Source organism: Pseudomonas sp. HR96 (genome assembly GCF_034059295.1).
Taxonomy (GTDB): Bacteria; Pseudomonadota; Gammaproteobacteria; order Pseudomonadales; family Pseudomonadaceae; genus Aquipseudomonas.
The window spans coordinates 887,202-913,553 of sequence record NZ_CP139141.1; the positions used below are offsets into that span (position 1 = coordinate 887,202).

The following is a 26,352-nucleotide window of genomic DNA, read 5'->3' on the forward strand; positions in this document are numbered from 1 at the left end:
TGTAGTATTGCCGAGGTGGTGGAATTGGTAGACACGCAACCTTGAGGTGGTTGTGCCCATAGGGTGTAGGGGTTCGAGTCCCCTTCTCGGTACCATTTAGTCAGGAGAGCCCGCAGATGCGGGCTTTCTTGTCGGTGCAAGCTGCGGATTGACCGCTTACAGGGTTCAGCCGTATACTTTCGCCCCAGCTTTGTCGCGGGATGGAGCAGTCTGGTAGCTCGTCGGGCTCATAACCCGAAGGTCGTTGGTTCAAATCCAGCTCCCGCAACCAGTTATAGCAGAGCCCCTTTCAAGGGGCTTTTTGTTAGCTGGACAGTTCTCAGCGCCGGTGTTCAGACGGCGTATCAGGGATGGGCGCTTTGCCCATTTTTTATTTGTGAAGCATGCACGAGGGGGTTCAGGTGTCGAGCAAGCTAGAACAGTTGCAGGCCTTGTTGGCCCCGGTGGTCGTGGCCCTTGGCTATGAATGCTGGGGTATCGAGTTTTCGGCTCAGGGTCGCCACTCACTGTTGCGTATTTATATCGATAAGGAAGGCGGTGTACTGGTGGAGGACTGCGAAATCGTCAGCCGCCAGGTCAGCGGGATCCTCGATGTCGAAGATCCGATCAGCGTTGAATACACCCTTGAGGTTTCTTCTCCAGGCATGGATCGCCCGCTGTTCACCCTTGAACAGTTCGCTTCGCATGCCGGCGATCAAGTGAAGATAAGGTTGCGCACACCCTATGAGGGGCGACGCAACTTTCAGGGCCTTCTCCGCGGGGTGGAGGAGCAGGACGTCGTGGTGCAGGTAGACGACCATGAGTTTTTGCTGCCGATCGATTCGATCGACAAGGCCAACATTATTCCCAGTTTTGACTGAGACGTGCCAGATACTGCGGATCCCGCGGATCCAATGGCGTGCGAAAGGCGAGGCGTACGATGAGCAAAGAAGTACTGCTGGTTGTTGAGTCGGTATCCAACGAAAAGGGTGTACCGGCTGGCGTAATATTCGAGGCGCTGGAAATTGCGCTGGCAACCGCGACCAAGAAGCGGTTCGAAGATGAAGTGGACCTGCGTGTGGAAATCAACCGCCACACCGGTGCCTATGAAACGTTCCGTCGCTGGACCGTTGTAGAAGAAGCCGACCTTGACGATCCGGCCATCGAAACCTGGCCAAGCAAGGTTGTCGAGACTCACCCTGAAGCCAAGGTGGGTGATGTCGTCGAAGAAAAGATCGAGTCCATCGAATTCGGCCGTATCGCTGCGCAAACCGCCAAGCAGGTGATCGTCCAGAAGGTTCGTGAAGCCGAGCGCGCCCAGGTGGTCGACGCTTACCGCGAACGTCTGGGCGAAATCATCGCCGGCACGGTCAAGAAAGTCACCCGCGACAACGTCATCGTTGACCTGGGTAACAACGCCGAGGCCTTGCTGGCTCGCGAAGACATCATCAGCCGCGAGACCTTCCGTGTCGGTGTGCGCCTGCGCGCCCTGCTCAAGGAAATCCGCACTGAAAACCGCGGCCCGCAGCTGATCCTGTCGCGTACCGCACCCGAGATGCTGATCGAGCTGTTCCGCATCGAAGTGCCGGAGATCGCCGAAGGGCTGATCGAAGTGATGGCCGCCTCCCGTGACCCGGGTTCGCGCGCCAAGATCGCCGTTCGCTCCAAGGACAAGCGCATCGACCCGCAAGGCGCCTGCATCGGCATGCGCGGTTCGCGTGTGCAGGCAGTGTCCGGCGAGTTGGGTGGCGAGCGTGTCGACATCGTGCTTTGGGACGATAACCCGGCGCAGTTCGTCATCAACGCCATGTCGCCTGCCGAAGTGGCGGCGATCATCGTCGACGAAGACGCTCACGCGATGGACATCGCGGTCGGCGCCGACAACCTCGCCCAGGCCATCGGTCGTGGCGGGCAGAACGTGCGTCTGGCCAGCCAACTGACCGGCTGGACGTTGAACGTGATGACCGAATCGGACATCCAGGCCAAGCAGCAAGCGGAAACCGGCGACATCCTGCGCAACTTCATCGACGAGCTGGAAATCGACGAAGACCTGGCGCAGGTGCTGGTAGACGAAGGCTTCACCAGCCTGGAAGAGATTGCCTACGTACCGTTGGAAGAAATGCTCAACATCGACGGCTTTGACGAGGAGATCGTCAACGAGCTCCGCGCTCGCGCCAAGGATCGTTTGTTGACTCACGCCATCGCTACTGAGGAAAAGCTGGCAGACGCCCATCCGGCCGAAGACCTGCTCTCGCTTGAGGGTATGGACAAGGATTTGGCGATGGAACTGGCGGTGCGCGGCGTAATTACCCGCGAAGACCTGGCCGAGCAGTCTATTGACGATCTGCTCGACATCGACGGCATTGACGATGATCGTGCCGGCAAGTTGATCATGGCCGCCCGAGCCCATTGGTTCGAGTAAGTAGGCGCGGCCTGAGGAGAGAAGTGCATGACGCAAGTCACGGTGAAAGAACTGGCCAAAGAGGTCGCCGCACCGGTAGAGCGCCTGTTGCAGCAGATGCGTGAGGCAGGTCTGCCGCACACCGACGCCGCTCAAGTTGTGACCGACAATGAGAAGCAGGCTCTGCTGGCTCATTTGAAGAGCAGCCACAAGGTGAAGCTGGAAGAACCGCGCAAGATTACCTTGCAGCGCAAAACCCAGAGCACCTTGCGTGTGGCCGGCAGCAAAAGCATCAGCGTAGAAGTACGCAAGAAGAAAGTGTTCGTGCAACGCAGCCCGGAAGAAATCCAGGCCGAGCAGAAGCGCGAGCTCGAAGAACGTCGTGCCGCAGAAAACGCTGCACGGCAGAAAGCCGAGGCTGAAACCCGTCAGCGTGCCGAAGAAGAAGCACGTCGTCAGCCTGCGTCCGCCGGTCAGCCAGCGGCGCCTGCCGCTGCCCAAGCGCCAGCCGTTGCTGCCGCGCCGGTGGCCAGCGTGCCGGACATCGACCTTGCCAGCGTAGCGCCAGCCCCGGCTGCCGATGCGCGCCGCAAGGAAGAGCCGCGTCGCCCGGACAAACCCCGTGCCGACGACAACCGTCGTGGCGGCGAAGGCGAGCGCAAGAACGCCCCGCATCGCGCCACGGTCAAGGAAAAGGCGCCGACCCCACGTGCCGCCCCGCGTACCACCGAAGAGGAAAGCGACAGCTTCCGTCGCGGTGGCCGTGGCAAGTCCAAGCTGAAAAAGCGCAACGCCCACGGTTTCCAGAGCCCTACCGGCCCTGTCGTGCGTGACGTGCAGATCGGCGAGACCATCACTGTCGGTGATCTGGCCGCGCAGATGTCGGTCAAGGCTGCCGAAGTCATCAAGTTCATGTTCAAGCTGGGCACTCCAGCCACCATCAACCAGGTACTGGACCAGGAAACTGCCCAGCTGGTCGCCGAAGAACTGGGCCACAAAGTGACCCTGGTCAGCGACACCGCCCTGGAAGATTCCCTGGCCGAGTCGCTGAAGTTCGAAGGTGAAGCGTTCTCCCGTGCTCCGGTCGTGACCGTCATGGGTCACGTCGACCACGGCAAGACCTCGCTGCTCGACTACATCCGTCGTGCCAAGGTCGCCGCGGGCGAAGCCGGCGGTATCACCCAGCACATCGGTGCGTACCACGTGGAAACCGACCGTGGCATGGTGACCTTCCTCGACACCCCGGGCCACGCCGCGTTTACCGCGATGCGTGCCCGTGGTGCCAAGGCCACCGACATCGTCATCCTGGTGGTGGCAGCGGACGACGGCGTGATGCCGCAGACCGTCGAAGCCGTACAACACGCCCAGGCCGCCGGTGTTCCGCTGGTCGTGGCAGTGAACAAGATCGACAAGCCGGGCGCCGACCTGGACCGCATCCGCAGCGAGCTGTCGGTGCATGGCGTGACCTCCGAAGAGTGGGGCGGTGACACGCCGTTCGTTTCGGTCTCGGCCAAGATGGGTACCGGCGTCGACGAACTGCTCGAAGCCGTCCTGCTGCAAGCCGAAGTACTGGAACTGAAGGCCACCCCTTCGGCCCCGGGCCGCGGTGTGGTCGTCGAGTCGCGCCTGGACAAGGGCCGTGGCCCGGTGGCCACCGTGCTGGTTCAGGACGGTACGCTGCGTCAGGGCGACATGGTGCTGGTTGGTTCGAACTATGGCCGCGTGCGCGCCATGCTCGACGAGAACGGCAAGCCGATCAAGGAAGCCGGTCCTTCCATTCCGGTCGAGATCCTCGGCCTGGACGGTACTCCGGACGCTGGCGACGAAATGAGCGTAGTAGCCGACGAGAAGAAAGCCCGTGAAGTGGCGTTGTTCCGTCAAGGCAAGTTCCGCGAAGTGAAACTGGCCCGTGCTCACGCCGGCAAGCTGGAAAACATCTTCGAGAACATGGGCCAGGAAGAGAAGAAGACGCTCAACATCGTCCTCAAATCCGACGTCCGTGGTTCGCTGGAAGCACTGCAAGGCGCGCTCAACGGTCTGGGCAACGACGAAGTGCAAGTGCGCGTGGTCGGTGGCGGTGTCGGTGGTATCACCGAGTCCGACGCCAACCTGGCACTGGCCTCCAATGCGGTCGTGTTCGGCTTCAACGTGCGTGCCGATGCTGGCGCGCGCAAGATCGTCGAGCAGGAAGGTCTGGATATGCGTTACTACAACGTGATCTACGACATCATTGAAGACGTCAAGAAAGCCCTGACCGGCATGCTCGGCAGCGACGTTCGCGAGAACATCCTGGGCATCGCCGAAGTGCGTGACGTGTTCCGTTCGCCGAAATTCGGTGCTATCGCCGGTTGCATGGTCACCGAGGGTACGGTCTACCGTAACCGTCCGATCCGTGTACTGCGCGAAGACATCGTTATTTTCGAAGGCGAGCTGGAATCGCTGCGTCGCTTCAAGGACGACGCTTCCGAAGTTCGTGCCGGCATGGAATGCGGTATTGGCGTCAAGAGCTACAACGACGTCAAGGTCGGCGACAAGATCGAAGTCTTCGAGAAGGTCCAGGTTGCTCGTACTCTCTAAGGAGCCGCGAGCTGCATGAGCCGATGCCCTTCAGGGCTCGGCTGCAAAGGCAACGCCCGGTCAGGGACACCCATCATGGGTCAACCTGACCGGGCGTTTGCCGCTTCAGTTACAGGTAGCAAGACATGGCAAAAGAATACAGCCGTACCCAACGTATCGGTGATCAGATCCAGCGCGAGCTGGCTCAACTGATCCGCCGAGAAGTGAAAGACCCGCGCGTCGGCCTGGTGACCATCACCGCCGTCGACGTCAGCCGCGATGTCGGTCATGCCAAGGTGTTCATCACCGTCATGGGCGAAGACAGCAAGGAAGACATCGCCCAGAGCATCAAGGTGCTCAACAGCGCCGCCGGTTTCCTGCGCGTGCAACTGGGCAAGGAAATGAAGCTGCGCAGCGTGCCGCAACTGCACTTCCATTACGACGAGAGCGTGACCCGCGGGGCGCACCTCTCGGCCTTGATCGAGCGTGCCGTGGCCGAAGACAGCCAGCACGTGGCCGCTGCGGCCGAGCCCGCCGGCAAACTCGATACTCTCGACAAGGAGTAACGAGGTTGGCTCAGGTCAAGCGTATCCGTCGTAACGTCAGCGGCATCATCCTGCTCGACAAGCCGTTGGGGTTCACCTCCAACGCCGCCTTGCAGAAGGTCCGTTGGCTGCTCAACGCCGAGAAGGCGGGGCACACCGGCAGTCTCGACCCGCTGGCCAGTGGCGTGCTGCCGCTGTGCTTCGGCGAGGCCACCAAGTTTTCGCAGTACCTGCTCGACTCCGACAAGGGCTACGAGACGGTCATGCAGTTGGGCCAGACCACGACCACGGCCGACGCCGAGGGCGAGGTGCTGCAAACCCGCGAAGTGACGGTCGGTCGTGCCGACATCGAAGCCGTGCTGCCGGCCTTCCGCGGCCCTATTCAGCAGATTCCACCGATGTACTCGGCGCTCAAGCGCGACGGCCAGCCGCTGTACAAGCTGGCACGTGCTGGGGAAGTAGTGGAGCGCGAGGCGCGTTCTGTTACTATTGCGCGCCTGGAGTTGCTGGAATGCGAAGCGACCCGCGCCAGGTTGGCGGTCGATTGCAGCAAAGGTACCTATATCCGCACCCTGGTGGAGGATATCGGTGAGCGCCTCGGTTGTGGCGCCTATGTCGCTGAACTGCGTCGCACCCAGGCCGGGCCGTTCAGCCTGGCCCAGACGGTGACGCTCGAAGCGCTCGAAGCAGCCCACGCCGAAGGTGGCAACGAGGCGCTCGATCGCTTCCTGATGCCTTCCGACAGCGGCCTGCTGGATTGGCCACTGCTGCAATTTTCCGAGCACAGTGCGTTTTACTGGCTGCACGGCCAGGCAGTACGAGCTCCCGACGCGCCGGCTTTCGGCATGGTGCGGGTGCAGGATCACACAGGTCGCTTCATCGGTATCGGTGAAGTGGCCGAAGACGGGCGCATTGCGCCGCGTCGCTTGATTCGGTCGGAATGACCGAACTAGGGCTGCTGTCAGCAGGCACGGTTGTCCCTACTTTTAAATACGAGGATCTGTCCTCGGCCTGTTGGAAGCCGCTCGCGGTTTCCTTGATATGGAGAAGCCACCATGGCACTCAGCGTTGAAGAAAAAGCTCAAATCGTTACCGACTACCAGCAAGCCGTTGGCGACACCGGTTCGCCAGAAGTCCAGGTAGCTCTGCTGACCGCTAACATCAACAAGCTGCAAGGTCACTTCAAGGCCAACGGCAAAGACCACCACTCCCGTCGTGGTCTGATCCGCATGGTCAACCAGCGTCGCAAGCTGCTGGACTACCTGAAGGGCAAAGACACCACTCGTTACAGCACCCTGATCGGTCGTCTGGGCCTGCGTCGCTGATAGCGGCCCTGGCAGAGTGGTGTGCAGACGCGAGTTCGTCGTGCCGGGCAGCGATGCCCGGTGCGCGACTCGCGTCGGCGTATCAATGAGGTTGGTTGTTTGTCATGCGGCGGTGTTTCCATCACCCGGCAAGGCAGGCTTCCAGCCTCAAGTTTTATCTGGAGCACCAAAAGGGCCGATTCCCTGTGGCGCCCAAGAATTCGCAAGAACCCGTTTCCCCAGAGCAATCAAAGAAGGTAGGACACCGTGAACCCGGTTATCAAGACATTCCAGTTCGGTCAATCGACCGTTACCCTCGAAACGGGCCGTATCGCCCGTCAAGCCTCCGGCGCAGTGCTGGTGACCGTCGACAACGACGTCACCGTGCTGGTGACCGTGGTCGGTGCCAAGCACGCCGACCCGAGCAAGGGCTTCTTCCCCCTTTCCGTGCACTACCAGGAAAAGACCTACGCCGCCGGCAAGATCCCTGGTGGTTTCTTCAAGCGTGAAGGCCGTCCTTCCGAGAAAGAGACGCTGACCTCGCGCCTGATCGACCGTCCGATCCGCCCGCTGTTTCCTCAAGGCTTCATGAACGAAGTGCAGGTCGTCTGCACCGTGGTCTCCACCAGCAAGAAGACCGACCCGGACATCGCCGCGATGATCGGTACCTCGGCTGCCCTGGCCATCTCCGGCATTCCGTTCGACGGCCCGATCGGCGCCGCGCGCGTGGCTTTCCACGAAAGCACCGGCTACCTGCTGAACCCGACTTACGAGCAACTGGCTGCCTCCAGCCTGGACATGGTCGTAGCCGGCACCTCCGACGCCGTGCTGATGGTTGAATCCGAAGCCAAGGAGCTGACCGAAGACCAGATGCTGGGCGCCGTGCTGTTCGCCCACGACGAATTCCAGTCGGTGATCACCGCCGTCAAGGAACTGGCCGCCGAAGCCGCCAAGCCTACCTGGAACTGGGCTGCCAAGCCGCAGAACACCCCGCTGCTGGACGCTATCCGCGGCGAATTCGGTGCTGCCGTTTCCGACGCCTACACCATCACCGTCAAGGCCGACCGCTATGCCCGTCTGGGTGAAGTGCGTGACCAGGTGGTTGCCAAGTTCGCCACTGAAGACGGCCCGAGCGCTGGCGAAGTGAAGGAAATCTTCGGCGAGATCGAATACCGCACCGTGCGCGAGAACATCGTCAACGGCAAGCCGCGTATCGACGGCCGCGACACCAAGACCGTGCGCCCGCTGAACATCGAAGTTGGCGTACTGCCCAAGACCCACGGTTCGGCGCTGTTCACCCGTGGCGAAACCCAGGCCCTGGTGGTTGCCACCTTGGGTACCGCGCGTGACGCGCAGTTGCTCGACACCCTCGAAGGCGAGAAGAAAGACCCCTTCATGCTGCACTACAACTTCCCGCCGTTCTCGGTGGGCGAGTGTGGCCGCATGGGCGGTGCTGGCCGTCGTGAAATCGGCCACGGCCGTCTGGCCCGTCGTTCGGTTCAAGCCATGCTGCCGGCTGCCGACGTGTTCCCGTACACCATCCGTGTGGTCTCGGAAATCACCGAGTCGAACGGTTCCAGCTCGATGGCTTCGGTCTGCGGCGCCTCCCTGGCGCTGATGGACGCCGGTGTGCCGATGAAGGCGCCAGTGGCCGGTATCGCCATGGGCCTGGTCAAGGAAGGCGAGAAGTTCGCCATCCTCACCGACATCCTCGGTGACGAAGACCACCTGGGCGACATGGACTTCAAAGTGGCCGGTACCGCCAAAGGCGTCACCGCGCTGCAGATGGACATCAAGATCAACGGCATCACCGAAGAGATCATGGAAATCGCCCTGGGCCAGGCCCTGGAAGCGCGCCTGAACATCCTCGGCCAGATGAACCAGATCCTTGGCCAGTCGCGCTCCGAGCTGTCGGACAACGCACCGACCATGATCGCCATGAAGATCGACAGCGACAAGATCCGTGACGTGATCGGCAAGGGCGGCGCCACCATTCGCGCCATCTGCGAAGAAACCAAGGCCTCGATCGACATCGAAGACGACGGCTCGATCAAGATCTTCGGCGAATCCAAGGAAGCCGCCGAGGCTGCCCGCCAGCGCGTGTTGTCGATCACCGCGGAAGCCGAGATCGGCAAGATCTACGTCGGCAAGGTGGAGCGCATCGTCGACTTCGGCGCCTTCGTCAACATCCTGCCGGGCAAGGACGGCCTGGTGCACATCTCGATGCTGAGCGACGCTCGGGTCGAGAAGGTCACCGACATCCTCAAGGAAGGCCAGGAAGTGGAAGTGCTGGTACTGGACGTGGACAACCGCGGCCGTATCAAGCTGTCCATCAAGGACGTCGCTGCGGCCAAGGCTTCGGGCGTCTGATAGCCTGATGCTGTAACGTTGCATGAAAAAGGACCCGCGAGGGTCCTTTTTTTTGGGGCCGGTTATCGAGCTGGCGTCGGTCTATTTGCCATTCTCCGCTTGCGCTTGCGCGGCCCGTTCCACCTCCAAAGTCGAACTCTGGCCCAGCCGGCTGATCAGCAATGCCAGGGAGTCGGCGTTGCTCAGAATCATGTCGGCGCGTTTTTCCGCGTTGTCGCGAAATACCTCCCGGGCCTCATCCAGCGTGGTGGTGCCACTGAGCCGCAGGACCGCTGCCTTGGCACTGCCATCCCTGGTCCGCAGGTCCCGCAGGCCGTAGATATCATGGACCTTGAACAACTGGTCAGGCGGCGTGGCGGCGGTAAAGCCTTTTTCCCATGCGTCCTTGACGCGGTTATAGAAGGCCAGACTGCTGGGCGTGCTCCGTTCCAGCACGTCCAGCGAAGGCACGATGGCATCTACGTAGGCGATGTCCTCGGTCTTCAGGACCAGATGGCTGAGTTCGTGCAGCAACGTACTGGCCTGATGATGGGCCAGCAGGTCGACGTCGCGCGCCATGCTGTTCATTCGTACGTCATCGATGATCTTGAAGAACAGTTCGGTGAGGAATATGCGTTTTTTCGCGTCGCCTCGGTAGGTGAGGGCGATTCGCGGGATCTGGCCCGGGACGTTGTAGCCGCTGACATAGCGGTTGGACGTCAGTGGCGACATGTTAGGGCCAAGCAACTCATCAAGCAGGGCCTTGCAGTGGGATCGCAGCCTCGTCAGCACCCGCTCGTTCGGCTCCTCGCCGAACGTGCTGCGCAGAATGTCGCGAGTGATCTCCGGCAGGGGTTCCCATGTATGCCAGGCAAAGAGGTTACCCAAGGTGGTACTGAGCATGCGAACGGCCAGGGCATGCGCTGTCTGTATCTGTAAGGCGTAGCCGTAATGGTTGCTGGCTATTTCAGCGATGCCATTGCCCTGCACCGTGAAAACTTTAGGTATGTTTGCTTCGATCTGGGCGATTTCCAGTGCCGCGACAAGATCTTCGTTGCCGCCGCGCAGGCCCATTTGCAGCTCCCACAGGTCGTCGCTGCGCAGGCGGATGGCTGGCCCGGTCTGGTCGCCCTTGATGATGTACCAGCGCGCGTCGAGACTGCGTACTTCATAGACCTTGCCGTCCAGCGGTACATAGCTGCGGGTGCCGTCGCGCGATGAATAGATCCGGGTAGCAGGGTCGAAGGACAACCCGTCAAGCACGACGTCGTGTGCCTCGAACTCCCGGCTCAGGCGTTGCGAGGTAGTTTCCATGGCAATAGTCATCAGCGGTTCGCTGGGCGCCGGCTTTTTGTCCGGGCCGATTTCGCGCGGACCGGGGACGCGGTCCAGGGCAGTATTGGCATGCGGGTCGTGCAGGGTGGCGAAGCTGGCCAGAGCCGTGGTGAATTCCGCCAACGCTTGACCCCAACTGCGCTTTCTGGCGGATTGCAGCGACGCCTCCAACCATTCGAACGCCTGCCAGAGGTTGATCAACACGGCCAACGGCCTGGGCGCCAGCACTGTGGCCTGCTCGATACTGAGGCGCAGCATTTCGCGCCAGACTTGCCATTTCGCTTGGCCAGAGGTGACGGTACGCAAACTGGCGCGGTGAATCAGGGTCTTGTTGTTCTGCTCGAACAAGTAATGGAAGACGTTGCCTTTGATGGGCTCGAGGACCAGGCGAGTCAGGCCGGGGTCAGGCTCGAAGGTGAAGTTGTCCTCAGGGCCCACCAGCATATTCGGCCGCACCAGGCCGCCATGGCTGTAGCGTGCCCGCTCGGTGACGCCGAGGTTGTCCAGCACCAGGGCTTCCAGACGTTTGTCGTCGTGCAGCCGCTTCAACAGGTCGGCGCGGTCGGTGAACTCGGTGAGAATATAGTCGTCGCGGTAAGCCGCATACAGCACCAAAGGGCCCTTGAGGGGGTCTACGGGCGCCACCACGAACAGGCTGTCCACGGTGTCCGGCTGCATGTTTCCGGCCTGCAGCTGCAGAGGTCCGAACTGCAGGGCGACGCCGTCCACTGGTTCGCGCGCCAGAGCATCGGGAGAGCCCAGGACGCGCGCAAAATAATGCGCGGCGGTGCGCGACAGGCTTTTCTCCATGCGCGCCTGAAATGCACAGGCCATCAGGTTGGGGTGCATGCCCAACGTAAAGAGTTGACGGCGCTTTTGAAAATCAGGGTCTTTGCTGCTGAGCTTGTCCGCCAGCAGCTGCTGATAGGAAGTGCCCACATCCACACGCGTCACCAGGTCGCGCAGGTAGCTGGGATCGGGCACGGTCTTGCCAGGCTGGGCGACCCCTACGTACATGGCAGCCGTGGAGAATTCGGTGAAATGGGTCAGCGAAAACTCGGTCAGGGTTCTGGTCACCCGCGATGTATGCGCCGGCAACATGCCGGGGGTTTGGCCGGTTTGCGGGTACTCGGTTTCATAGTGAGCCAGCGTCACGCTGATCTGGTCGGAATCGTCCGGATAATTCGAATCGTCGGCGAGCAGTGCGGCCCTCAATTTTTCGCGGGCATACGACAAGGTGTCCGGAACGCCGAACAGGTAACTCAACTGCGGGGTGGCCATCTGCGCGCAACGGTCGAGCAGGGCTTCATAGATGCGCAGGTCAGTGGCCGAGGCACTGGTCAGCCATTTGGGCAGGGTGAAGTTGAAACGGGTGTTGTACAGCGCTTCGCTGGAGCCGCGTATGCCAACGGTCAGCGGGTCGTCACGGCTGGTCAGGTAGCGGCGGAACAGTTGCGGATCGAAGCGGCAACTCGTGGCCAGGGTCAGATCCTCGGCCGCCTGGGCCTTGTGCCGGATGCGTTCGGAGGCGCACAGGTTGCTCACCAGATTGCCTGCAGCTGGCTCTATCACCAGCTGCGCACGTTGCGTTGTCGAAGGCGGCAGCGCCGACTCGCGCACCAGTTGCCGGCCGGCCCAAGGTGCCAGCAACGTGGCCCACTCGCGCATGTCGACGGCGCTGGTCAGCGTGCGATTGATGGCGTGCCGCATCCAGGTAAGGTTGGAATAGGGCTGCAGCCCAGCCAGAGGCGTCCACTGCAAGACGCCTTTGAGCGGGGCGTCGGACAGGCTGATGGCGAACGAGTTGCTGATCTCGGCACGGTCGTGGGTACTGGAAAAACTCAAGTAGAGACTGTGTTGGACAAGCCCTGGAGGAGGGCGTTGATCGAGCAGGTCGGCCAGTGCGTCGAGCAGGGTGGTGTCGATCTTGCCCTCATCCCTGGCTTGTGCGAGATCGGCACGCAGCAGGGTGTCATAGGCTTTGCGGGTCTCGCGCGCGATGTCCAGCACGCCTTGGGCGCACCGATAAGTATGGCTCTCGAAATAGGTCAGGCGATTCTTGTAATTCTCCTTGAATGTCCTGGTGTGGCTGTCGACGCGACCGAGCAGCCATTGCGCGTCTGGCCAGGCCAGGGGCTTACCCTTGGCGTCCGCCAGGCTGACCCCGTAGATGACGTTGCCGATGCCATAACCCGTCAGGCGCTTGAGAAAGAATTCCTCCAGTGTGTGAGAGGTGCCATCGTAGACCAGGCGCACTGCTGCTGTGTCCAGCAGACCCTCGCTGACCGTGATGATCTCGGGCGATAGCTGCCCCTCGATGCATTCGCCAATGCTGGGTTGCAGGCTGCGCAGTTGATCGTAGCGTTTGGCCAGCGCCTGGATCTGGCGGATGCGGCTGGACAGATCAGAGGTCACCGATGTCACGCTGGTGAGTGGCACCTGCTTGCGTCGGCCGATTGCCATCCAGCGGCCAGCGCTATCGATGCAGTCGAGACGACGATCAAGCAGCGCGCGGATGTCCAGGGCGTCGTCGAAGTTGGCGATGGCGGCTTCGGGCTGCCCGGCGGGCTTGCCCAGGACATGAATGAGGTTGTGCTGAATGACCTCGATGATCGACTGCACCACCGCGCCAGGCAAGGTGGCTGTCACCGGCTCGAGGGCGACCGCGCGAGCAGCGGAGGTTTGCAGCGCAGGCCAATGGCGTGGGGAAATGCCCTGTGGGCGGTGCTCCTGCAGGCTCACCTCGCGAAAGAACTCCTTGAGCGCTGCTTCGCCGGGGAAGCGGCGTATGCCCGTGTTTGCCGAGTAGACGAACAGCGGGTCATCGGCCGCAGCGCTCCCGGGCAGCACCACGAGCCCCGCGTAGGGGATGTCATCGTCGAGGCCATCGACGTTGTAGGCTAAACGTCGTACCGGTGGCGAATCGGCAATCAGAGCCTCATGCATCCACTTCGCCTGGGCGGCGTCCAGCACGCCGTCGCGGTGGCCATTGAGGACGGCGCGAGCGAAGCCGTCGGCAACGATCACCATGGCCGCAGCGCTTCGATTCATGTCGGCCTCGTCAGGCGTAGCCGTCCACCAGCGGCTCAACACCTCGCCATAGGTTTGCCGCAGCCCACTCACCGCGCGGTTTACCGCCTGCTCCCAGGCACTGGCGTCGGCGCCGGAAAGCAGCGTGCCTGCGCCATCCACATAGCGTCGCTCGACCTTCGACTCGTTGTTTTGGTTGCACAGTACCTGCAATGCCGCCTCGCCGAGGCTGGAAGTGGCCACCGGTTTGTCGGTTTTGCTGTCCACTTGCAGTAACAGGTGTTCATGTACGGCTTGCGAGGCAGGCAACAAGGACTTGAATTGAGCCTGCAGGGCGATGGCAAGGGTGGCGGGCAGCCTTGGCAGTTCGCCGACCCATAGGGCCATCTGTTCCAGGCGTTGGGTCTGTACCAGCACCTGGTGCTGAGACCATTGATCGAACACGGCCCGTTTCATCTCAAGGTAGTTAAGCCGCGGCGCAGTGCCCGTCCAGCCCTTCAGGGGGGCTTGCAGAGCTTGCTCGGCGAGTTGTGGTGAATCGTGAGCTGCCAGGCCTGACCAGACGCTGTAGGTATAGGCTGCAGGTTTGTTCGCCTCGGCGTAGGTGATGAGCAATGCGGCGCCGGGCAGTGGGTGCACATTCGTGACCATTTCTACCTTCATGTCCACCGGCAGTTCATCTTGCATCTGCGACAACCAGCGAGCTTCCAGCTCACTGATAGCCTCGGTTTCATAGGCAGACTTCACGGCGGCGAGAAAGCCGCTGGCCAGTCGTTCGGTTTCGAAATAGGGGATGGTCGACATGCTTGCACCTGTTGGCAGTAGCCCGAAGATGGACGAGGCGACAGGCTAAAAGGGGCAGGTGGTGACTGGCGGTAGATATGGCGCGAGGCGCAAATCTCAGAATCTTGCGAACATGCAACTTGCACGCAGTTTTACCGATGAGCGTGCACTCTGCACGATCCTGTCATCAGCTCGATGTCATAACTATCTGTTTATTAAGGAAATTATAATTACCGATAAGTGGCACACCCCGTGCAACTACCTATAGCAACCCTGCTGCCAGGACACCGAGGCCGCAGAATTTTCGAAAAACAGGAGTGACTCGTATGAAGAAGTTTGCTATTGCCGCCGCTACTGCCGCCGCCCTGACCCTGACTCTGGGCAACGCTGCCTTCGCCGCCGAAGCTGCCCCAATGCAGCTGGCCGCCAGCGAAGCCACCCAGGCTAAAGAAGGTGTTTCCGACACCTGGATCACCACCAAGGTGAAATCGGATCTGGTCACCGAAAAAGGCATTCCGGGCACCGACATCAAGGTAGAAACCAACAAAGGCGTGGTTTCCCTGTCGTCGACTGTCGCGATCACCGAAGCGCAGAAAACCACTGCCGTGGCGATCACCAAAAAGATCAAAGGCGTACGCGCCGTATCGGCTGATGGTCTGAAAGCCGAGTAAGTTCATGCGAAGACCGGAAGGATCCGGTCACTCAAGCCCCGGCCCTGTGCCGGGGCTTTTTTTATGGAAGGCGGGTAGGTGAGGGCTCGGGTGCAGGCAAATTCTGGGGCCTTTGACGTCATCAAGAGCGAACCGGCCTGGCGGCCTCTCGGGGGCTTTGCCCCCTCCCACATGAGACGCGCCTGGCGTGGCAACGACTGACTGAGCGAGGTCGTAGGAGGGGGCCAAGCCCCCGATCTGTTGATCTGCTTGGAGGGGGTTTGCCCCCTCCCACGACCCCACTTCGCAGAGGGTCCGCGCCATCAATCCCCGCGCTTGCTGCGAATCTCGGTCAACCGCCCGCCTTCGAAGCGCAGGTACTGGTACATGCCATTGGCCGGGCCATACAGCCACTCCTCGATCGGCACCTGGTTGTAGCGACCGCCATAACCCTGCGCATCGATATAGCCAAGGAACGAGCGGCTGACCGGCTCGCCGCACTTGCGCGCCACTTCCACGGCAGGGTCGCCGGTGGAGACGATGGCGCTGGCGCAGCGCAAGGTTGAGGCGGCGTGGGCCAATGCGCTGTAGCTGCCCAGCGCCAAGCACAATATGGCCACTGCTGATTTCGTCATTCTGCGTCCAGATGCATTGGGGTGATGACCTTGCCGTCCCCTTGGGCCGGGCCGAAGCTGGCGTCGAGGAGGAACACGCGATCGTCGGCGAGCTTGCCTTGGTCTACCAGCCAGGCCTTGATGCTGGCGGCGCGGGCCTGGGCCAGCTGACGCAGCAACGGCACGCTGTCGCTCCAGGAACCCACCACCGCATCGTGCAGCCTGGCGTTGCGCTGCGCCTTGTCGAGCTGCGCCCAATCGGCCGGCGGCTGCTGCTTGAGCTGGGTGCGATAGATCGCTTCGAGCATGGCCGGTTTTTCGTCTTCCGGAACCTGCACCTGCGAGGCCTGCGCCGGCACCTTGTCGCCGCGGCGCTGGAGGATCTTGTACCAGCTGCTCTGGTATTCGCGGTCCAGACGCTGCTGGGCGATCAAGGGGCCGTCGGCGTTCTGCGCGCTGGTGCCTTCGACTTCCAGGCGCAGCGCCGGGCGTGCCTTGAGCGCAGCAGCCAGCTTGCCCAAGGTCTGCTGGGCCGGGCCGTCGAGGTTGCTGCTGCCGGCGGCGAACTCGACGCTGCCCAGGTCCTGCGAGTCGCCGCCGGCGATCAAGCCGCCAATGAATTTGAACGGCGCCTGTGCGGCGCGCAGCACCAGGTTGCGCAGGGTCTGCCAGACGATCGGCATGACGCTGAATTGCGGGTCGTTGAGGTTGCCCGTCACCGGCAGCTCGATGCTGATCTTGCCCTGGGTGTCCTTGAGCAAGGCAATCGCCAGGCGCACCGGCAGGCTGGTGGCATCCGGGCTGTCGACCTTCTCGCCCAGTTGCAACTGGTCGACCAGTACCTTGTTCTCGGCCTGCAACTGACCCTTGGTGATCTTGTAGTGCAGGTCCAGGTCCAGGCGCCCCTTGCGGATGCGGTAGCCGGCGAACTTGCCGGAGTAGGGCGTCAGGGTGGTCAGCTCGACATGCTTGAAGCTGGTGGCGATGTCCAGGCTGGCCAGCGGGTCGAATGGGTTGAGGCTGCCGCCGATGGTGACCGGCGCGTAGCGGTCGACCTTGCCCTGGATGTCGACCTTGGCCGGGGCCGGCTGGCGGTTGTCGAGGGTGCCGATCTGGCCGTTGAGCTGCTGGATGGCGGTGGCGAAGTTGGGCTTGAGGCTGAAGTCGGCGAAGTTGGCCGAGCCGTCGTTGATCGCCACGGCGCCAACGTGGATGCCCATGGGTCTGGCCTTCGCCTCGGCCACTGCAGCCTTGCTCTGCGGTGCGCTATCGGCGGGCTGCTTGACCAGCAGGTCGTCGATATTGGTGGTGTGGTTCTCGTTGATCATGAAGCGCGCATACGGCTGCTGCAGCGTGACCTTGGCGATGCTCAGGCTGTCGCCGTGCTGGTAGTCGACGCCGTCGAGGACCAGCTTGTCCCATTTGACGAAGTCCCGCGAACCGAGGGTGTCGAGGGTGTGCAACTGGTCGACCTCGGCCCGTCCGGTCAGTGCGAAGGCCAGCGGTTCGGTGCTCTTGAGGTTGACCGCCAGGTCGCTGTCGAGCATGCCGCTGCGCAGTTCCAGCTTGATGAACGGGGTGATGTAGGCCTGGGCCACGCGCAGGTCGATGTCGCGGGTGGTGACGGCCAGTTTGGCGGCCATCGGCTTGAGGGTCACTGAGCCTGTGGCGGTGAGCTTGCCCTGCTTGCCCAGGCCGGTGTCGAGCTTGAGGCTGAAGGGGCTCTGACCGAGGCTGTCGAAGTCATGCAGGTCGAGGTTGAGCGGGCCGAGGTCGATGGCCACCGGATCGACGGGCACGCGGTCGGCCAGGTGCACGCTGTAGTCGCGCAGCTGCACGTCCTTGAGCAGCACCTGCCAGGGCTTGCTGGCCGCCGTCGGCGTTGGCGCGGGTGGCTGATCGGCCGTAGCCGGTGCGCCAGCAGCCTGCGCGGCGGCCTTGTCGGCCTTGCTCGGCTGGCTGGCGAACAGCTTCTGCCAGTCCAGCTCGCCGTCCTTTTCCCGCGCAGCCCAGGTTTCCAGTTTCTCGCTGTGGATCTGACCCACGGTAACCTGCTGTTTGGCCAGGTCCAGCGCGGTATCGCTGACGTCCAGCCGCGCCAGGCGCACCAGCGGACGGCCATCCGGGGCGTTGATGGCCAAGGGTGCGACGCTCAAGGCGGCGTTGCTAAGTTTCAGCTGGGTGTCGTGGGACAGGTCGAGCTGGTACTCGGTGCTGAAGTTGAGCACGCCGTTTTCCAGTGCCAGCGGCAGCGCGTCGCGCACATAGGGCCACCAGACCTTCATCTGGCCGTCGCTGAGCTTGAGCTTGCCGGCCGACATGATCGGGTTCAGGCCTACGGTGCCGCTCCACTCGATCTGCCCACCCTCGGGGCCGGCGGCGACCAGGGTCATGTCGGCCTGGTCGTCGGGCAGAGTGCTAAGGTTTTTCAGCTCCAGGTTCATCGAGTCGTAAACGAATTCGATCGGCTCGCTGGGCCGCAGGTCCTGGAAATGCAGGTAGCCGTCGGCCAGCTTGATGCTGGCGATGCGCAACGGGAAGGGTTTGCTCGGGGTGGCCGGCTCAGGCGATGCCGGTGGCAGTTTGAACAGCCCGGCCAGGTTGAGCGTGCCGTCCCTGGCGAACAGCAGTTCGGTGTGCGGCTTGTCCAGCTCGACGGCGGCCAGGTGCAGGGCGCCGGTCCACAGGCTGTCGATCTGCAGGTTGGCGTACAGCCGTTCGAAGGCTATCTGCTCCTGGCCGGGAGCGCCGATGTGCAGGCCCCAGGCGGTCAGCTCGAGGCTGAAGGGGTTGAACTCGATGCGCTCCAGGTGGGCGGGCACGTTCGAGTAATTGGCCAGCTGCTGGTTGGCGATGCGCAGGCCAACACCCGGAAGAATCAGGAACCCCAACAGGCTGTAGAGCGCGAGCAATACCACCAGGGTACCGATGATGCGTTTCAGAGCTTTGGCCATTGCAAGGCGTCGCCTGTCGGATCGAAGGTGCTTGGAGTATGGCACGCGACAGCGGTTCCATAGAACAGCGGCTTCAAGTCACGGAATTTTCAGGACAAAGCGCCATGCAATCAGAATTGCAGGACCAGGGTTTTCAGCGGCGGCTGTTGGTCGTGTGACGGAAAATCCGCCGCCGGCTCGATCACCTGCCATTCGCGCACCGGCCGGCCGGTCTTCTCGGCGCAGCGCAACACCTGTTCGCGCCAGTCGGCCATGGCCACGCGGGCCAGGTTGTTGCAGCAGATAAGCACACCGTCGTCAGCGGTGGCCAGCACCGCTGGTTTGAGCAGGCTCTGGTAGTCGCGCAGCAGGTCGACGGTGCCGAAGGCGCTCTTGGCCCAGGCGGGCGGGTCGAGAAATACCAGGTCGTACTGGCGCTGTTCCAGGCGCACGTAGGGCGGTAGCTTGTGCCCACGGCGCTGGGTGATGGGCAGCCCGGCCAGTTGGCGGATGGCCGGGAAATAATCCGACTGGACAAATTGCATCGCTGCCAGCTCGGGGTTGAGCAGGCCGTTCTCCCGGCCGACTGCCAGGTTGCCTTCGGCGAAGTCCAGGTTGCATACCTCGCGGGCGCCGCCGGCGGCCGCGCTGAGGCCGACCCCACAGGTGTAGGCGAACAGGTTGAGCACGCTCTTGCCCTGGCTGTGCTGCTTGACCCAGCCGCGGGCGGCGCGCAGGTCAAGGAACAGCAGCGGGTCCTGGCCGGGGTGGCGGCCGCGCACGCGGTAGTTCAGGCCCCATTCGTGGCCGATCAGGTCTTGCAGCGCATCCGGGGTGGCCTGGTAGACCGGGTCGTCGCGGTCGATGCGCGAATTGCCTTGCGAGCGGTCGTTGTAGACCAGCAGCAAGGGCAGGCCCAAGGCTTGTTCCACCTGGCCATGGAGGGCCAGCAGGTCATCGCGGCCCAGGCTTTGATGAAAGCTCTGTACCAGCAGCTGCGGACCGTAGCGGTCCACCGTGAGCCCACCAGCCCCTTCCTGGCTGCCGTGGAACAGGCGATAGCAGTCGGTGCCCTCGGCGTGCAGTTGGGCCAGCAGCGGCTGGCGCTGCGCGAGGGCGGCGGTGAGCGCCTGGGTCAGAGGGGGCATGCTGGAGGAGCCTTGAAGGAGAATGGGCGGGATTTTATCAGTGCTGGGCGGTTTTTGGGCTGTGTGCCTGGACAAAACCAACCTTGCAGCCGTTTACACGGGCAAGCCCATGCGCCGCCGGGCCCGCTGCACCGAGCCATTGCGCACGGCCCAGCGCAGCAGCGGGGCCACGCTGCGTACGCCGCTGCGCACCAGCCGGCGTTGCAACTCGTTTTGCTGCAACGCCAGCATGCCACTGGCCCAGCGCGGCAACAGGTCGGTACCCGCCTGCATCATCAAGGCGCCCATGGGCCGCGCCAACAGGCTGGGCGCCGGTGCGTGCAGCAGCAGGCGCACCACTTCATGGCTGCGGTGGTCGCACAGCAGCTGCGGGCGGATGTCGCTCAGGTAGTCCGCGACGTCCATGCGTGAGCGTGGCACATCACGCGCACCCAGGCGCTCGGCGACCAGGGCGATCTCATCGTAATAGCGGTCCTGATCGGCCCCCGACAGCAGCGGGTTGCGGTAGCGCAGGTGCGCGGCCAGAAAGTGGCTGACCTCGGCCACGTGCACCCAGGTGAGCAATGCCGGGTCGCTGGCGGCATAGGTGCGGCCATCTTCGGCGTGACCGGTCACCTGCAAATGGATGGTGCGCACCTTGTCGATCAGCCAGTCGGCATCGCCCGTCGCGCCAAAGGTGGTACCGGAAATGAACTGCCCGGTGCGGCGCAGGCGCCCGAGCATGTCCTGGCGAAAGTTGGAGTGGTCCCAGACCCCGGCCAGGGCCAGCGGGTGCAGGGCCTGCAGCATCAGCGCACTGATGCCGCCGATGAGCATGCTGGTGAAATCGCCATGCACCTGCCAGCTCACCGAGCCAGGGCCGAACAGGCCGGGGTCGCCCTTGGGGTTTTCCAGGTCGAGCTGGCCGAGCGCCAGGCCGGTCAGGCTCATGATCTGGGTTTCGATGCGGCGGCGGATGAATTCCATGGGCCCTGCGCTTCAGCGGTTGAGGCGCTCCTCGATCAGTTCCCTGACAACGTCGGGGTCGGCCAGGGTCGAGGTATCGCCGAGGCTGTCCAGTTCGTTGCTGGCGATCTTGCGCAAGATACGCCGCATGATCTTACCCGAGCGGGTTTTTGGCAAGGTGCTGGTGAATTGCAGCCATTCGGGGCGGGCGAAGCGGCCGATCTCCTGGCTGACCAGGGTCAGCAGCTCCTGATGCAGGTCCTCGTCGGCAGTCACCCCGCTCATGGGTGTCACGTACGCGTAGATGGCCTGGCCCTTGAGCGGGTGCGGACAGCCCACTACCGCCGCCTCGGCGATATTGGGATGCAGCAGCAGGGCGCTTTCGATCTCGGCGGTGCCGATGCGTTGCGCCGAGACGTTGATCACGTCGTCGATACGCCCGGTGATCCACAGGTCGCCATCCTCGTCGCGGCGCGCGCCGTCGCCGGTGAAGTAGTAGCCGGGGTAGGGTTGGTAGTAGGTTTCGGTCATGCGCTGCGGGTTGCCGTGAATGGTCCGCAGTTGCGCCGGCCAACTGCCCTTGAGCACCAGTATGCCGGTGCCCGGGCCGTGGATTTCTTCGCCCTGCTCGTTCAGCAGGACCGGTTGCACGCCGTAGCACGGCTGCATGGCGCAACCCGGCTTGAGCTGGCGGGCGGCCACGCGCGGGCTGAGCATGATGGCGCCGGTTTCGGTCTGCCACCAGGTGTCGACGATGGGGCAGCGCTGCTGGCCGACGGCGTTGAAATACCACTCCCAGGCTTCGGAGTTGATCGGTTCGCCAACGCTGCCGAGCAGCCGCAGGCTGGTCCGCGCGGTCTCCTGAAGAAAGCGCGGGCCTTCGCGCATCAAGGCGCGCAGCACGGTGGGGGCGGTGTAGAGGATATTGACCTGGCGCTTGTCGACGATCTGCCAGTAGCGCTCGGCGCTGGGATGGTCGGGCACTCCCTCGTAGATCAAGGTGGTGGCGCCGTTGGCCAGGGGCCCGTAGACGATATAGCTCTGGCCGGTGATCCAGCCGATGTCGGCGGTGCACCAGAACACCTCGCCGGGCCGGTAGTCGAACACCGTCTTGAAGCTCAGCGCGGTCTGCAGCAGGTAGCCGCCGGTACTGTGCACCACGCCCTTGGGTTTGCCGGTGCTGCCGGAGGTGTACAGGATGAACAGCGGGTCCTCGGCCTGCATCGGCTCGGCCGGGCAGTCCTCCGGGGCCAGGCGGATCGCTTCGTGGTACCAGTAGTCGCGCCCGGCCACCCAGTTGATGCGCCCGCCGGTGCGCTCCACCACCAGCACTGTGGAGACCTGCGGGCAGGCCAGCAGGGCTTGGTCGACATGGTGCTTGAGACCGACGTGCTTGCCGGCGCGCACCGACTCGTCGGCGGTGATCACGGTGTGGCAATCGGCGTCGAGGATGCGGTCGCGCAGGGCATCAGCGGAAAACCCGCCGAACACCACCGAATGCACGGCACCCAGGCGGCTGCAGGCAAGAATCGCGTACACCGCCTCGGGCACCATCGGCATGTAGATGCACACCCGATGGCCCTTGCCGACACCACGGGCCTTGAGCACGTTGGCCAGGCGGCAGACGTGCCGGTGCAGTTGCCGATAGGTGACGGTCAGCGATTCTTCAGGGTCGTCGCCTTCCCAGAGGAGGGCGGCCTGCTCGGCGCGCTCGGCCAGGTGGCGGTCGATGCAGTTGTGGCTGGCGTTGAGTTGGCCACCCTGAAACCAGCTGGCCTGGCCGCTGGCAGGGTCGAATCGGTGTACCTGGGTCCAGGGGCGGGTCCATTCCAGGCACGCGTGCGCCTGTTCGGCCCAGAAGGTCTGCGGGTCATCGATGGACTGGCGATACAAGCGCTGGTAGTCGACTTCGCTCGGCACGGCTGCAAGGCTGACCTTGTCCGCGACGGGGTAGGCGCTGATATCGAGCATGGCAAAACCCTTTCACGTGAATGTGACGATCAGGGTAAGGGTGGGCGAGGATTCTTCAGAGTCAAGGCGCCGGGCGCCAATACCTGCCGGCGAAGCGAGTCGCCGGCAGGCGGTGAGCCGATCAGCCGCGGTGGTGGCTGCGGAAGAACTTGATCAGGCCCTGGGTGGACGCGTCTTCGGCCGGCTCTTCGATGCCGCCGGTCAGACGCTGGTAGACGCCCTTGCCGAGCTCCTTGCCCAGCTCCACGCCCCACTGGTCGAAGGAGTTGATCCCCCAGACCACGCCCTGCACGAACACCTTGTGTTCATACATGGCCACCAGTGCGCCAAGGCGGCGTGGGCTGATGCGTTCGACCACCAGGGTGTTGCTCGGGCGGTTGCCGGGGATGACCTTGTGTGGCGCCAGTTTCTGCACGTCGTCTTCGGCCATGCCGCGGTCACGCAGCTCGGCTTCGGCTTCGCTGCGGCTCTTGCCGAGCATCAGTGCCTGGCTCTGCGACAGGCAGTTGGCGAACAGCCACTGGTGATGGTCGGCCACCGGGTTGAAGCTGACCACCGGCACGATGAAGTCGGCCGGGATCATCTGGGTGCCCTGGTGCAGCAGCTGGTGGTAGGCGTGCTGGCCATTGCAGCCGACGCCGCCCCAGATCACCGGACCGGTGTCGGTGGTCACCGGGGTGCCGTCCTGGCGCACGCTCTTGCCGTTGGATTCCATGTCCAGCTGCTGCAAATGCTTGGTGATGTTACGCAGGTAGTGGTCGTACGGCAGGATCGCGTGGGAGTGCGAATTCCAGAAGTTGCCGTACCACACGCCCAGCAGTGCCAGCAGCACCGGCATGTTCTTTTCGAACGGTGTGGTCTGGAAGTGCTGGTCCATGACGTAGGCGCCGGACAGCAGTTCCTTGAAGTTGGCCATGCCGATGGACATGGCGATCGGCAGACCGATGGCCGACCACAGCGAGTAGCGGCCGCCGACCCAGTCCCACATCGGGAAGATGTTTTCTTCGCGGATACCGAAAGCTACCGCCGCCGCGTTGTTGCTCGAAACGGCGATGAAGTGACGGTACAGCTCGGCCTCCGAACCGCCCTGGGCCAGGTACCAGCCGCGCGCCGCCTGGGCGTTCTTCAGGGTTTCCAGCGTGCTGAACGACTTCGAAGACACGATGAACAGGGTGGTTTCAGCCTGCAGCTTGGCCGACAGCTCGTGAAACTCGCTGCCGTCGATGTTCGCCAGGTAGTGGCAACGCACGCCTTTCTGCGCATACGGCAGCAGGGCTTCGGAGACCAGTTCCGGGCCGAGGAACGAGCCACCGATGCCGATGTTGACCACGTCGGTGATCGGCTTTTCGGTGTAGCCGCGCCACAGGCCGTCATGCACGCGGCCGACCAGTTCGGTGATCTGGTTGAGCACCTTGTGCACTTCGGGCATCACGTCGACGCCGTTGACCTTGAGCTTGTCGCCCACCGGGCGGCGCAGGGCGGTGTGCAGCACCGGACGGTTTTCCGAGGCGTTGAGGATCTCGCCGGCGAACATGGCCTTGATCGCCTGCTCGAGGTCGACTTCGCGGGCCAGCTGCACCAGCAGGTCGCGGGTTTCGTCGTTGATCAGGTTCTTCGAGTAATCAAGGAAAAGGCCGCAGGTCTTCAGCGAGAATTGCTGGAAGCGGTCCGGGTTGGCATTGAAAGCATCGCGCATGCTGAAGTCCTGCATGGCTTCACGGTGCTCGACGAGAGCCTGCCAGGCGGGCAGGGTGGTGACATCAGGAGGATTACGGTAGTACGCCATCGCTGCGGGCTTCCTTTTACTAGACCAGCTTATGGACAATCGACGAGTTTATGGACAATCAACGACTCGCTAGGGTTGCGTGAAATTCATTGCAATCGATCGATCGGCATCAGCGGTACGCATGTGTGGGCATCAGGCCCACATTAAACGCCCGCAGCCTGCTTGTCTGCGCCTGCGGATGAACAAGCCCGGTACTTTTTTACAATACCGGGCGCGGCGCGGCTCAGGCGTCCAGCTCCAGGTGCAGGTTGTCGATCAGACGGGTCTTGCCCAGCGCTGCGGCGACCAGGATCACCAGGTCGCGATCCAGCTCGGTGGCCGGGCGCAGGTCGTGGGCGTGACGAATTTCCAGATACTCGGGCAGTAGGCCCGCGGCGCGGATCTGCTCGGCGTACCGCGCCAACAGCTGCGGGTAGTCGCGCTCGCCGCCACGAATGGCGTCGGCCACCGCCTTCAGGGTGCGGTACAACACCGGTGCCACAGCCAGCTGTTCGGGGTTGAGGTAGCCGTTGCGCGACGACAGGGCCAGGCCGTGGCTGTCGCGCACCGTGGGTTCGCCGATGATCTTGATCGGCATGTTGAGGTCGCGCACCACGGCGCGGATCACCGCCAGCTGCTGGTAGTCCTTCTGGCCGAACACGGCGAGGTCCGGCTGGACCATGTTGAACAGCTTGCTGACCACCGTCGCCACGCCATCGAAATGCCCGGGTCGGCTGGCGCCGCACAGGCCCTGGGAAACGCGGGGCACGCTGACCAGGGTCTGCGCGCTCATGCCGTCGGGGTACATTTCATCAACGCCAGGGGCGAACAGCAGGTTGCAGCCGGCCTGCAGCAGTTTTTCCTGGTCAGCGGCCAGGGTGCGCGGGTACTTGTCGAGGTCTTCGCTGGGGCCGAACTGCAGCGGGTTGACGAAGATACTGGCGACCACGAAGTCGGCCTGTTGCGCCGCCTTGGTCACCAGCGCCACATGGCCGGCGTGCAGGTTGCCCATGGTCGGCACGAAGCCGATGCGTTTGCCCTGGCTGCGCGCACGGGCGACGGCCGAGCGCAGTTCGCGAATGGTCTTGACCGTGTTCATGCGTTGAATCCGTGTTCGATGGCGGGGAAGCTGACCTCTTTCACGGCCTTGACGTAGGCCGCCAGGGCGTTGGGGATATCGGCCTGGCCGGCCATGAAGTTCTTCACGAACCTGGGCACATGGCCGCTCAGGGACAGGCCGAGCATGTCGTGCAGCACCAGCACCTGGCCGTCGGTAGCACTGCCGGCGCCGATGCCGATCACCGGGATGCTCACCGCCTGGGTGATCTCGGCCGCCAGCGCGCTGGGCACGCATTCGAGCAGCAGCATGGCAGCGCCGGCGGCTTCCAGCGCCACGGCGTCATCGCGCAGCTGACGCGCCTGCTGCTCCTGGCGGCCTTGCACCTTGTAGCCGCCCAGCACATTGACCGACTGCGGGGTCAGGCCCAGGTGCACGCACACTGGAATACCGCGTTGGGTCAGTTGGCTGACGGTCTCGCCCAGCCAGGCGGCGCCTTCGAGCTTGACCAGGTGCGCGCCGGCCTGCATCAGCTGGGCGCTGTTGCGCAGCGCCTGCTCGACCGTGGCATAGGCCATGAAGGGCAGGTCGGCGGCGATCAGGGCACCACGGTTGCCGCGCTTGACGCAGGCTACGTGGTAGGCCATGTCGTCGTTGCTCACCGGCAGGGTGCTGTCATGACCCTGCAGCACCATGCCCAGCGAATCGCCCACCAGCAGCACTTCGACCCCGGCCTGGCTGACGGCGTGCGCGAAGGTCGCGTCGTAGCAGGTCAGCATGGTGATTTTCTCCCCGCGTGCCTTGAGGCTTTGCAGGGTGGTCAGGGTTATATCAGGCATCGAAGGCTCCTCGGCCCGGCGCCGGGCGGGCCGCCGCGTGCAAGCGTATTGTTCGTGTCCGGAACACGACATCCTCTGTCGTGATGTTTTGAAAGCGACGGGTTCCGGTTGGTTTCGCGCCGTTTGCCAGCTCCTGGCCCGGCGCGCC

17 protein-coding genes and 2 tRNA genes are annotated in these 26,352 nt (G+C 63.1%); 10 read left to right on the forward strand and 9 right to left on the reverse strand.

Features of this window, described 5'->3' with window-relative positions:
• Positions 1 to 9: 9 nt before the first annotated feature.
• The 9 genes from SFA35_RS04195 to pnp all read left to right on the forward strand — a co-directional run bounded on the left by SFA35_RS04195 (position 10) and on the right by pnp (position 9,155).
• Positions 10 to 95 (forward strand) — tRNA-Leu (locus tag SFA35_RS04195).
• A 99-nt stretch (positions 96 to 194) separates the two neighbouring features.
• Positions 195 to 271 (forward strand) — tRNA-Met (locus tag SFA35_RS04200).
• A gap of 130 nt (positions 272 to 401) precedes the next feature.
• The gene (gene rimP / locus SFA35_RS04205) at positions 402 to 860 is read left to right on the forward strand and encodes a ribosome maturation factor RimP (protein ID WP_320575513.1); all 459 of its coding nucleotides are present in this window, start codon (positions 402 to 404) and stop codon (positions 858 to 860) included.
• A gap of 59 nt (positions 861 to 919) precedes the next feature.
• Positions 920 to 2,401: a transcription termination factor NusA gene (gene nusA / locus SFA35_RS04210; RefSeq protein ID WP_320575515.1), complete on the forward strand. Its 1,482-nt coding sequence runs from the start codon at positions 920 to 922 to the stop codon at positions 2,399 to 2,401.
• A 27-nt stretch (positions 2,402 to 2,428) separates the two neighbouring features.
• Positions 2,429 to 4,957 carry a translation initiation factor IF-2 gene (gene infB / locus SFA35_RS04215; protein ID WP_320575517.1) on the forward strand — a complete coding sequence of 843 codons (2,529 nt, stop codon included), beginning with the start codon at positions 2,429 to 2,431 and terminating at the stop codon, positions 4,955 to 4,957.
• Positions 4,958 to 5,082: 125 nt separating this feature from the next.
• On the forward strand, positions 5,083 to 5,502 hold the full coding sequence (gene rbfA, locus SFA35_RS04220; protein ID WP_320575519.1) for a 30S ribosome-binding factor RbfA: 420 nt from the start codon (positions 5,083 to 5,085) through the stop codon (positions 5,500 to 5,502).
• A gap of 5 nt (positions 5,503 to 5,507) precedes the next feature.
• Entirely contained in the window at positions 5,508 to 6,425 is a 918-nt protein-coding gene (truB, locus tag SFA35_RS04225) for a tRNA pseudouridine(55) synthase TruB (RefSeq protein WP_320575521.1), read from the forward strand.
• A gap of 111 nt (positions 6,426 to 6,536) precedes the next feature.
• A complete protein-coding gene (gene rpsO, locus SFA35_RS04230; RefSeq protein WP_213880640.1) occupies positions 6,537 to 6,806 on the forward strand; it encodes a 30S ribosomal protein S15 in 270 nt (89 codons plus the stop codon).
• Positions 6,807 to 7,052: 246 nt separating this feature from the next.
• The gene (gene pnp, locus SFA35_RS04235; RefSeq protein ID WP_320575526.1) at positions 7,053 to 9,155 is read left to right on the forward strand and encodes a polyribonucleotide nucleotidyltransferase; all 2,103 of its coding nucleotides are present in this window, start codon (positions 7,053 to 7,055) and stop codon (positions 9,153 to 9,155) included.
• An 81-nt stretch (positions 9,156 to 9,236) separates the two neighbouring features.
• On the opposite strand, the gene SFA35_RS04240 is transcribed toward pnp, so the two are convergent.
• A complete protein-coding gene (locus SFA35_RS04240) occupies positions 9,237 to 14,303 on the reverse strand; it encodes a dermonecrotic toxin domain-containing protein (protein ID WP_320575528.1) in 5,067 nt (1,688 codons plus the stop codon).
• A 305-nt stretch (positions 14,304 to 14,608) separates the two neighbouring features.
• Between SFA35_RS04240 and SFA35_RS04245 the strand changes: the two genes are divergently transcribed.
• On the forward strand, positions 14,609 to 14,953 hold the full coding sequence (locus tag SFA35_RS04245; protein WP_320575530.1) for a BON domain-containing protein: 345 nt from the start codon (positions 14,609 to 14,611) through the stop codon (positions 14,951 to 14,953).
• Between the two features lie 302 nt (positions 14,954 to 15,255).
• Here the strand turns inward: SFA35_RS04245 and SFA35_RS04250 are convergent, their stop codons facing one another.
• The 8 genes from SFA35_RS04250 to panB all read right to left on the reverse strand — a co-directional run bounded on the left by SFA35_RS04250 (position 15,256) and on the right by panB (position 26,204).
• A complete protein-coding gene (locus tag SFA35_RS04250; RefSeq protein WP_414058493.1) occupies positions 15,256 to 15,567 on the reverse strand; it encodes a DUF2845 domain-containing protein in 312 nt (103 codons plus the stop codon).
• On the reverse strand, positions 15,564 to 18,500 hold the full coding sequence (locus SFA35_RS04255) for a DUF748 domain-containing protein (RefSeq protein WP_320575534.1): 2,937 nt from the start codon (positions 18,498 to 18,500) through the stop codon (positions 15,564 to 15,566). The genes SFA35_RS04250 and SFA35_RS04255 overlap by 4 nt, the downstream gene beginning before the upstream one ends.
• Before the next feature lie 110 nt (positions 18,501 to 18,610).
• A complete protein-coding gene (locus SFA35_RS04260; RefSeq protein ID WP_320575536.1) occupies positions 18,611 to 19,627 on the reverse strand; it encodes a class I SAM-dependent rRNA methyltransferase in 1,017 nt (338 codons plus the stop codon).
• A gap of 93 nt (positions 19,628 to 19,720) precedes the next feature.
• Positions 19,721 to 20,593 (reverse strand): oxygenase MpaB family protein, encoded by an 873-nt coding sequence (locus tag SFA35_RS04265; RefSeq protein ID WP_320575538.1) that lies wholly within the window; start codon positions 20,591 to 20,593, stop codon positions 19,721 to 19,723.
• A 12-nt stretch (positions 20,594 to 20,605) separates the two neighbouring features.
• The gene (gene acs / locus SFA35_RS04270; protein ID WP_320575540.1) at positions 20,606 to 22,543 is read right to left on the reverse strand and encodes an acetate--CoA ligase; all 1,938 of its coding nucleotides are present in this window, start codon (positions 22,541 to 22,543) and stop codon (positions 20,606 to 20,608) included.
• 121 nt (positions 22,544 to 22,664) lie between these two features.
• The gene (gene pgi / locus SFA35_RS04275; protein ID WP_320575543.1) at positions 22,665 to 24,329 is read right to left on the reverse strand and encodes a glucose-6-phosphate isomerase; all 1,665 of its coding nucleotides are present in this window, start codon (positions 24,327 to 24,329) and stop codon (positions 22,665 to 22,667) included.
• A gap of 223 nt (positions 24,330 to 24,552) precedes the next feature.
• Positions 24,553 to 25,407 carry a pantoate--beta-alanine ligase gene (panC, locus tag SFA35_RS04280; protein WP_320575545.1) on the reverse strand — a complete coding sequence of 285 codons (855 nt, stop codon included), beginning with the start codon at positions 25,405 to 25,407 and terminating at the stop codon, positions 24,553 to 24,555.
• A complete protein-coding gene (gene panB, locus SFA35_RS04285; protein WP_320575548.1) occupies positions 25,404 to 26,204 on the reverse strand; it encodes a 3-methyl-2-oxobutanoate hydroxymethyltransferase in 801 nt (266 codons plus the stop codon). Before panB ends, panC begins: the two co-directional genes overlap by 4 nt.
• Between the last annotated feature and the right edge of the window lie 148 nt (positions 26,205 to 26,352).

Bases quoted from the DNA above. Each gene is read 5' to 3' on its own strand.
- pgi (WP_320575543.1), bottom strand. From the start codon at position 24,329: ATGGCGTACTACCGTAATCCTCCTGATGTCACCACCCTGCCCGCCTGG.
- SFA35_RS04250 (WP_414058493.1), bottom strand. From the start codon at position 15,567: ATGACGAAATCAGCAGTGGCCATATTGTGCTTGGCGCTGGGCAGCTAC.
- SFA35_RS04240 (WP_320575528.1), bottom strand. From the start codon at position 14,303: ATGTCGACCATCCCCTATTTCGAAACCGAACGACTGGCCAGCGGCTTT.
- SFA35_RS04255 (WP_320575534.1), bottom strand. From the start codon at position 18,500: ATGGCCAAAGCTCTGAAACGCATCATCGGTACCCTGGTGGTATTGCTC.
- panC (WP_320575545.1), bottom strand. From the start codon at position 25,407: ATGAACACGGTCAAGACCATTCGCGAACTGCGCTCGGCCGTCGCCCGT.
- SFA35_RS04260 (WP_320575536.1), bottom strand. From the start codon at position 19,627: ATGCCCCCTCTGACCCAGGCGCTCACCGCCGCCCTCGCGCAGCGCCAG.
- SFA35_RS04265 (WP_320575538.1), bottom strand. From the start codon at position 20,593: ATGGAATTCATCCGCCGCCGCATCGAAACCCAGATCATGAGCCTGACC.
- acs (WP_320575540.1), bottom strand. From the start codon at position 22,543: ATGCTCGATATCAGCGCCTACCCCGTCGCGGACAAGGTCAGCCTTGCA.
- SFA35_RS04245 (WP_320575530.1), top strand. From the start codon at position 14,609: ATGAAGAAGTTTGCTATTGCCGCCGCTACTGCCGCCGCCCTGACCCTG.
- rpsO (WP_213880640.1), top strand. From the start codon at position 6,537: ATGGCACTCAGCGTTGAAGAAAAAGCTCAAATCGTTACCGACTACCAG.
- infB (WP_320575517.1), top strand. From the start codon at position 2,429: ATGACGCAAGTCACGGTGAAAGAACTGGCCAAAGAGGTCGCCGCACCG.
- panB (WP_320575548.1), bottom strand. From the start codon at position 26,204: ATGCCTGATATAACCCTGACCACCCTGCAAAGCCTCAAGGCACGCGGG.
- rbfA (WP_320575519.1), top strand. From the start codon at position 5,083: ATGGCAAAAGAATACAGCCGTACCCAACGTATCGGTGATCAGATCCAG.
- nusA (WP_320575515.1), top strand. From the start codon at position 920: ATGAGCAAAGAAGTACTGCTGGTTGTTGAGTCGGTATCCAACGAAAAG.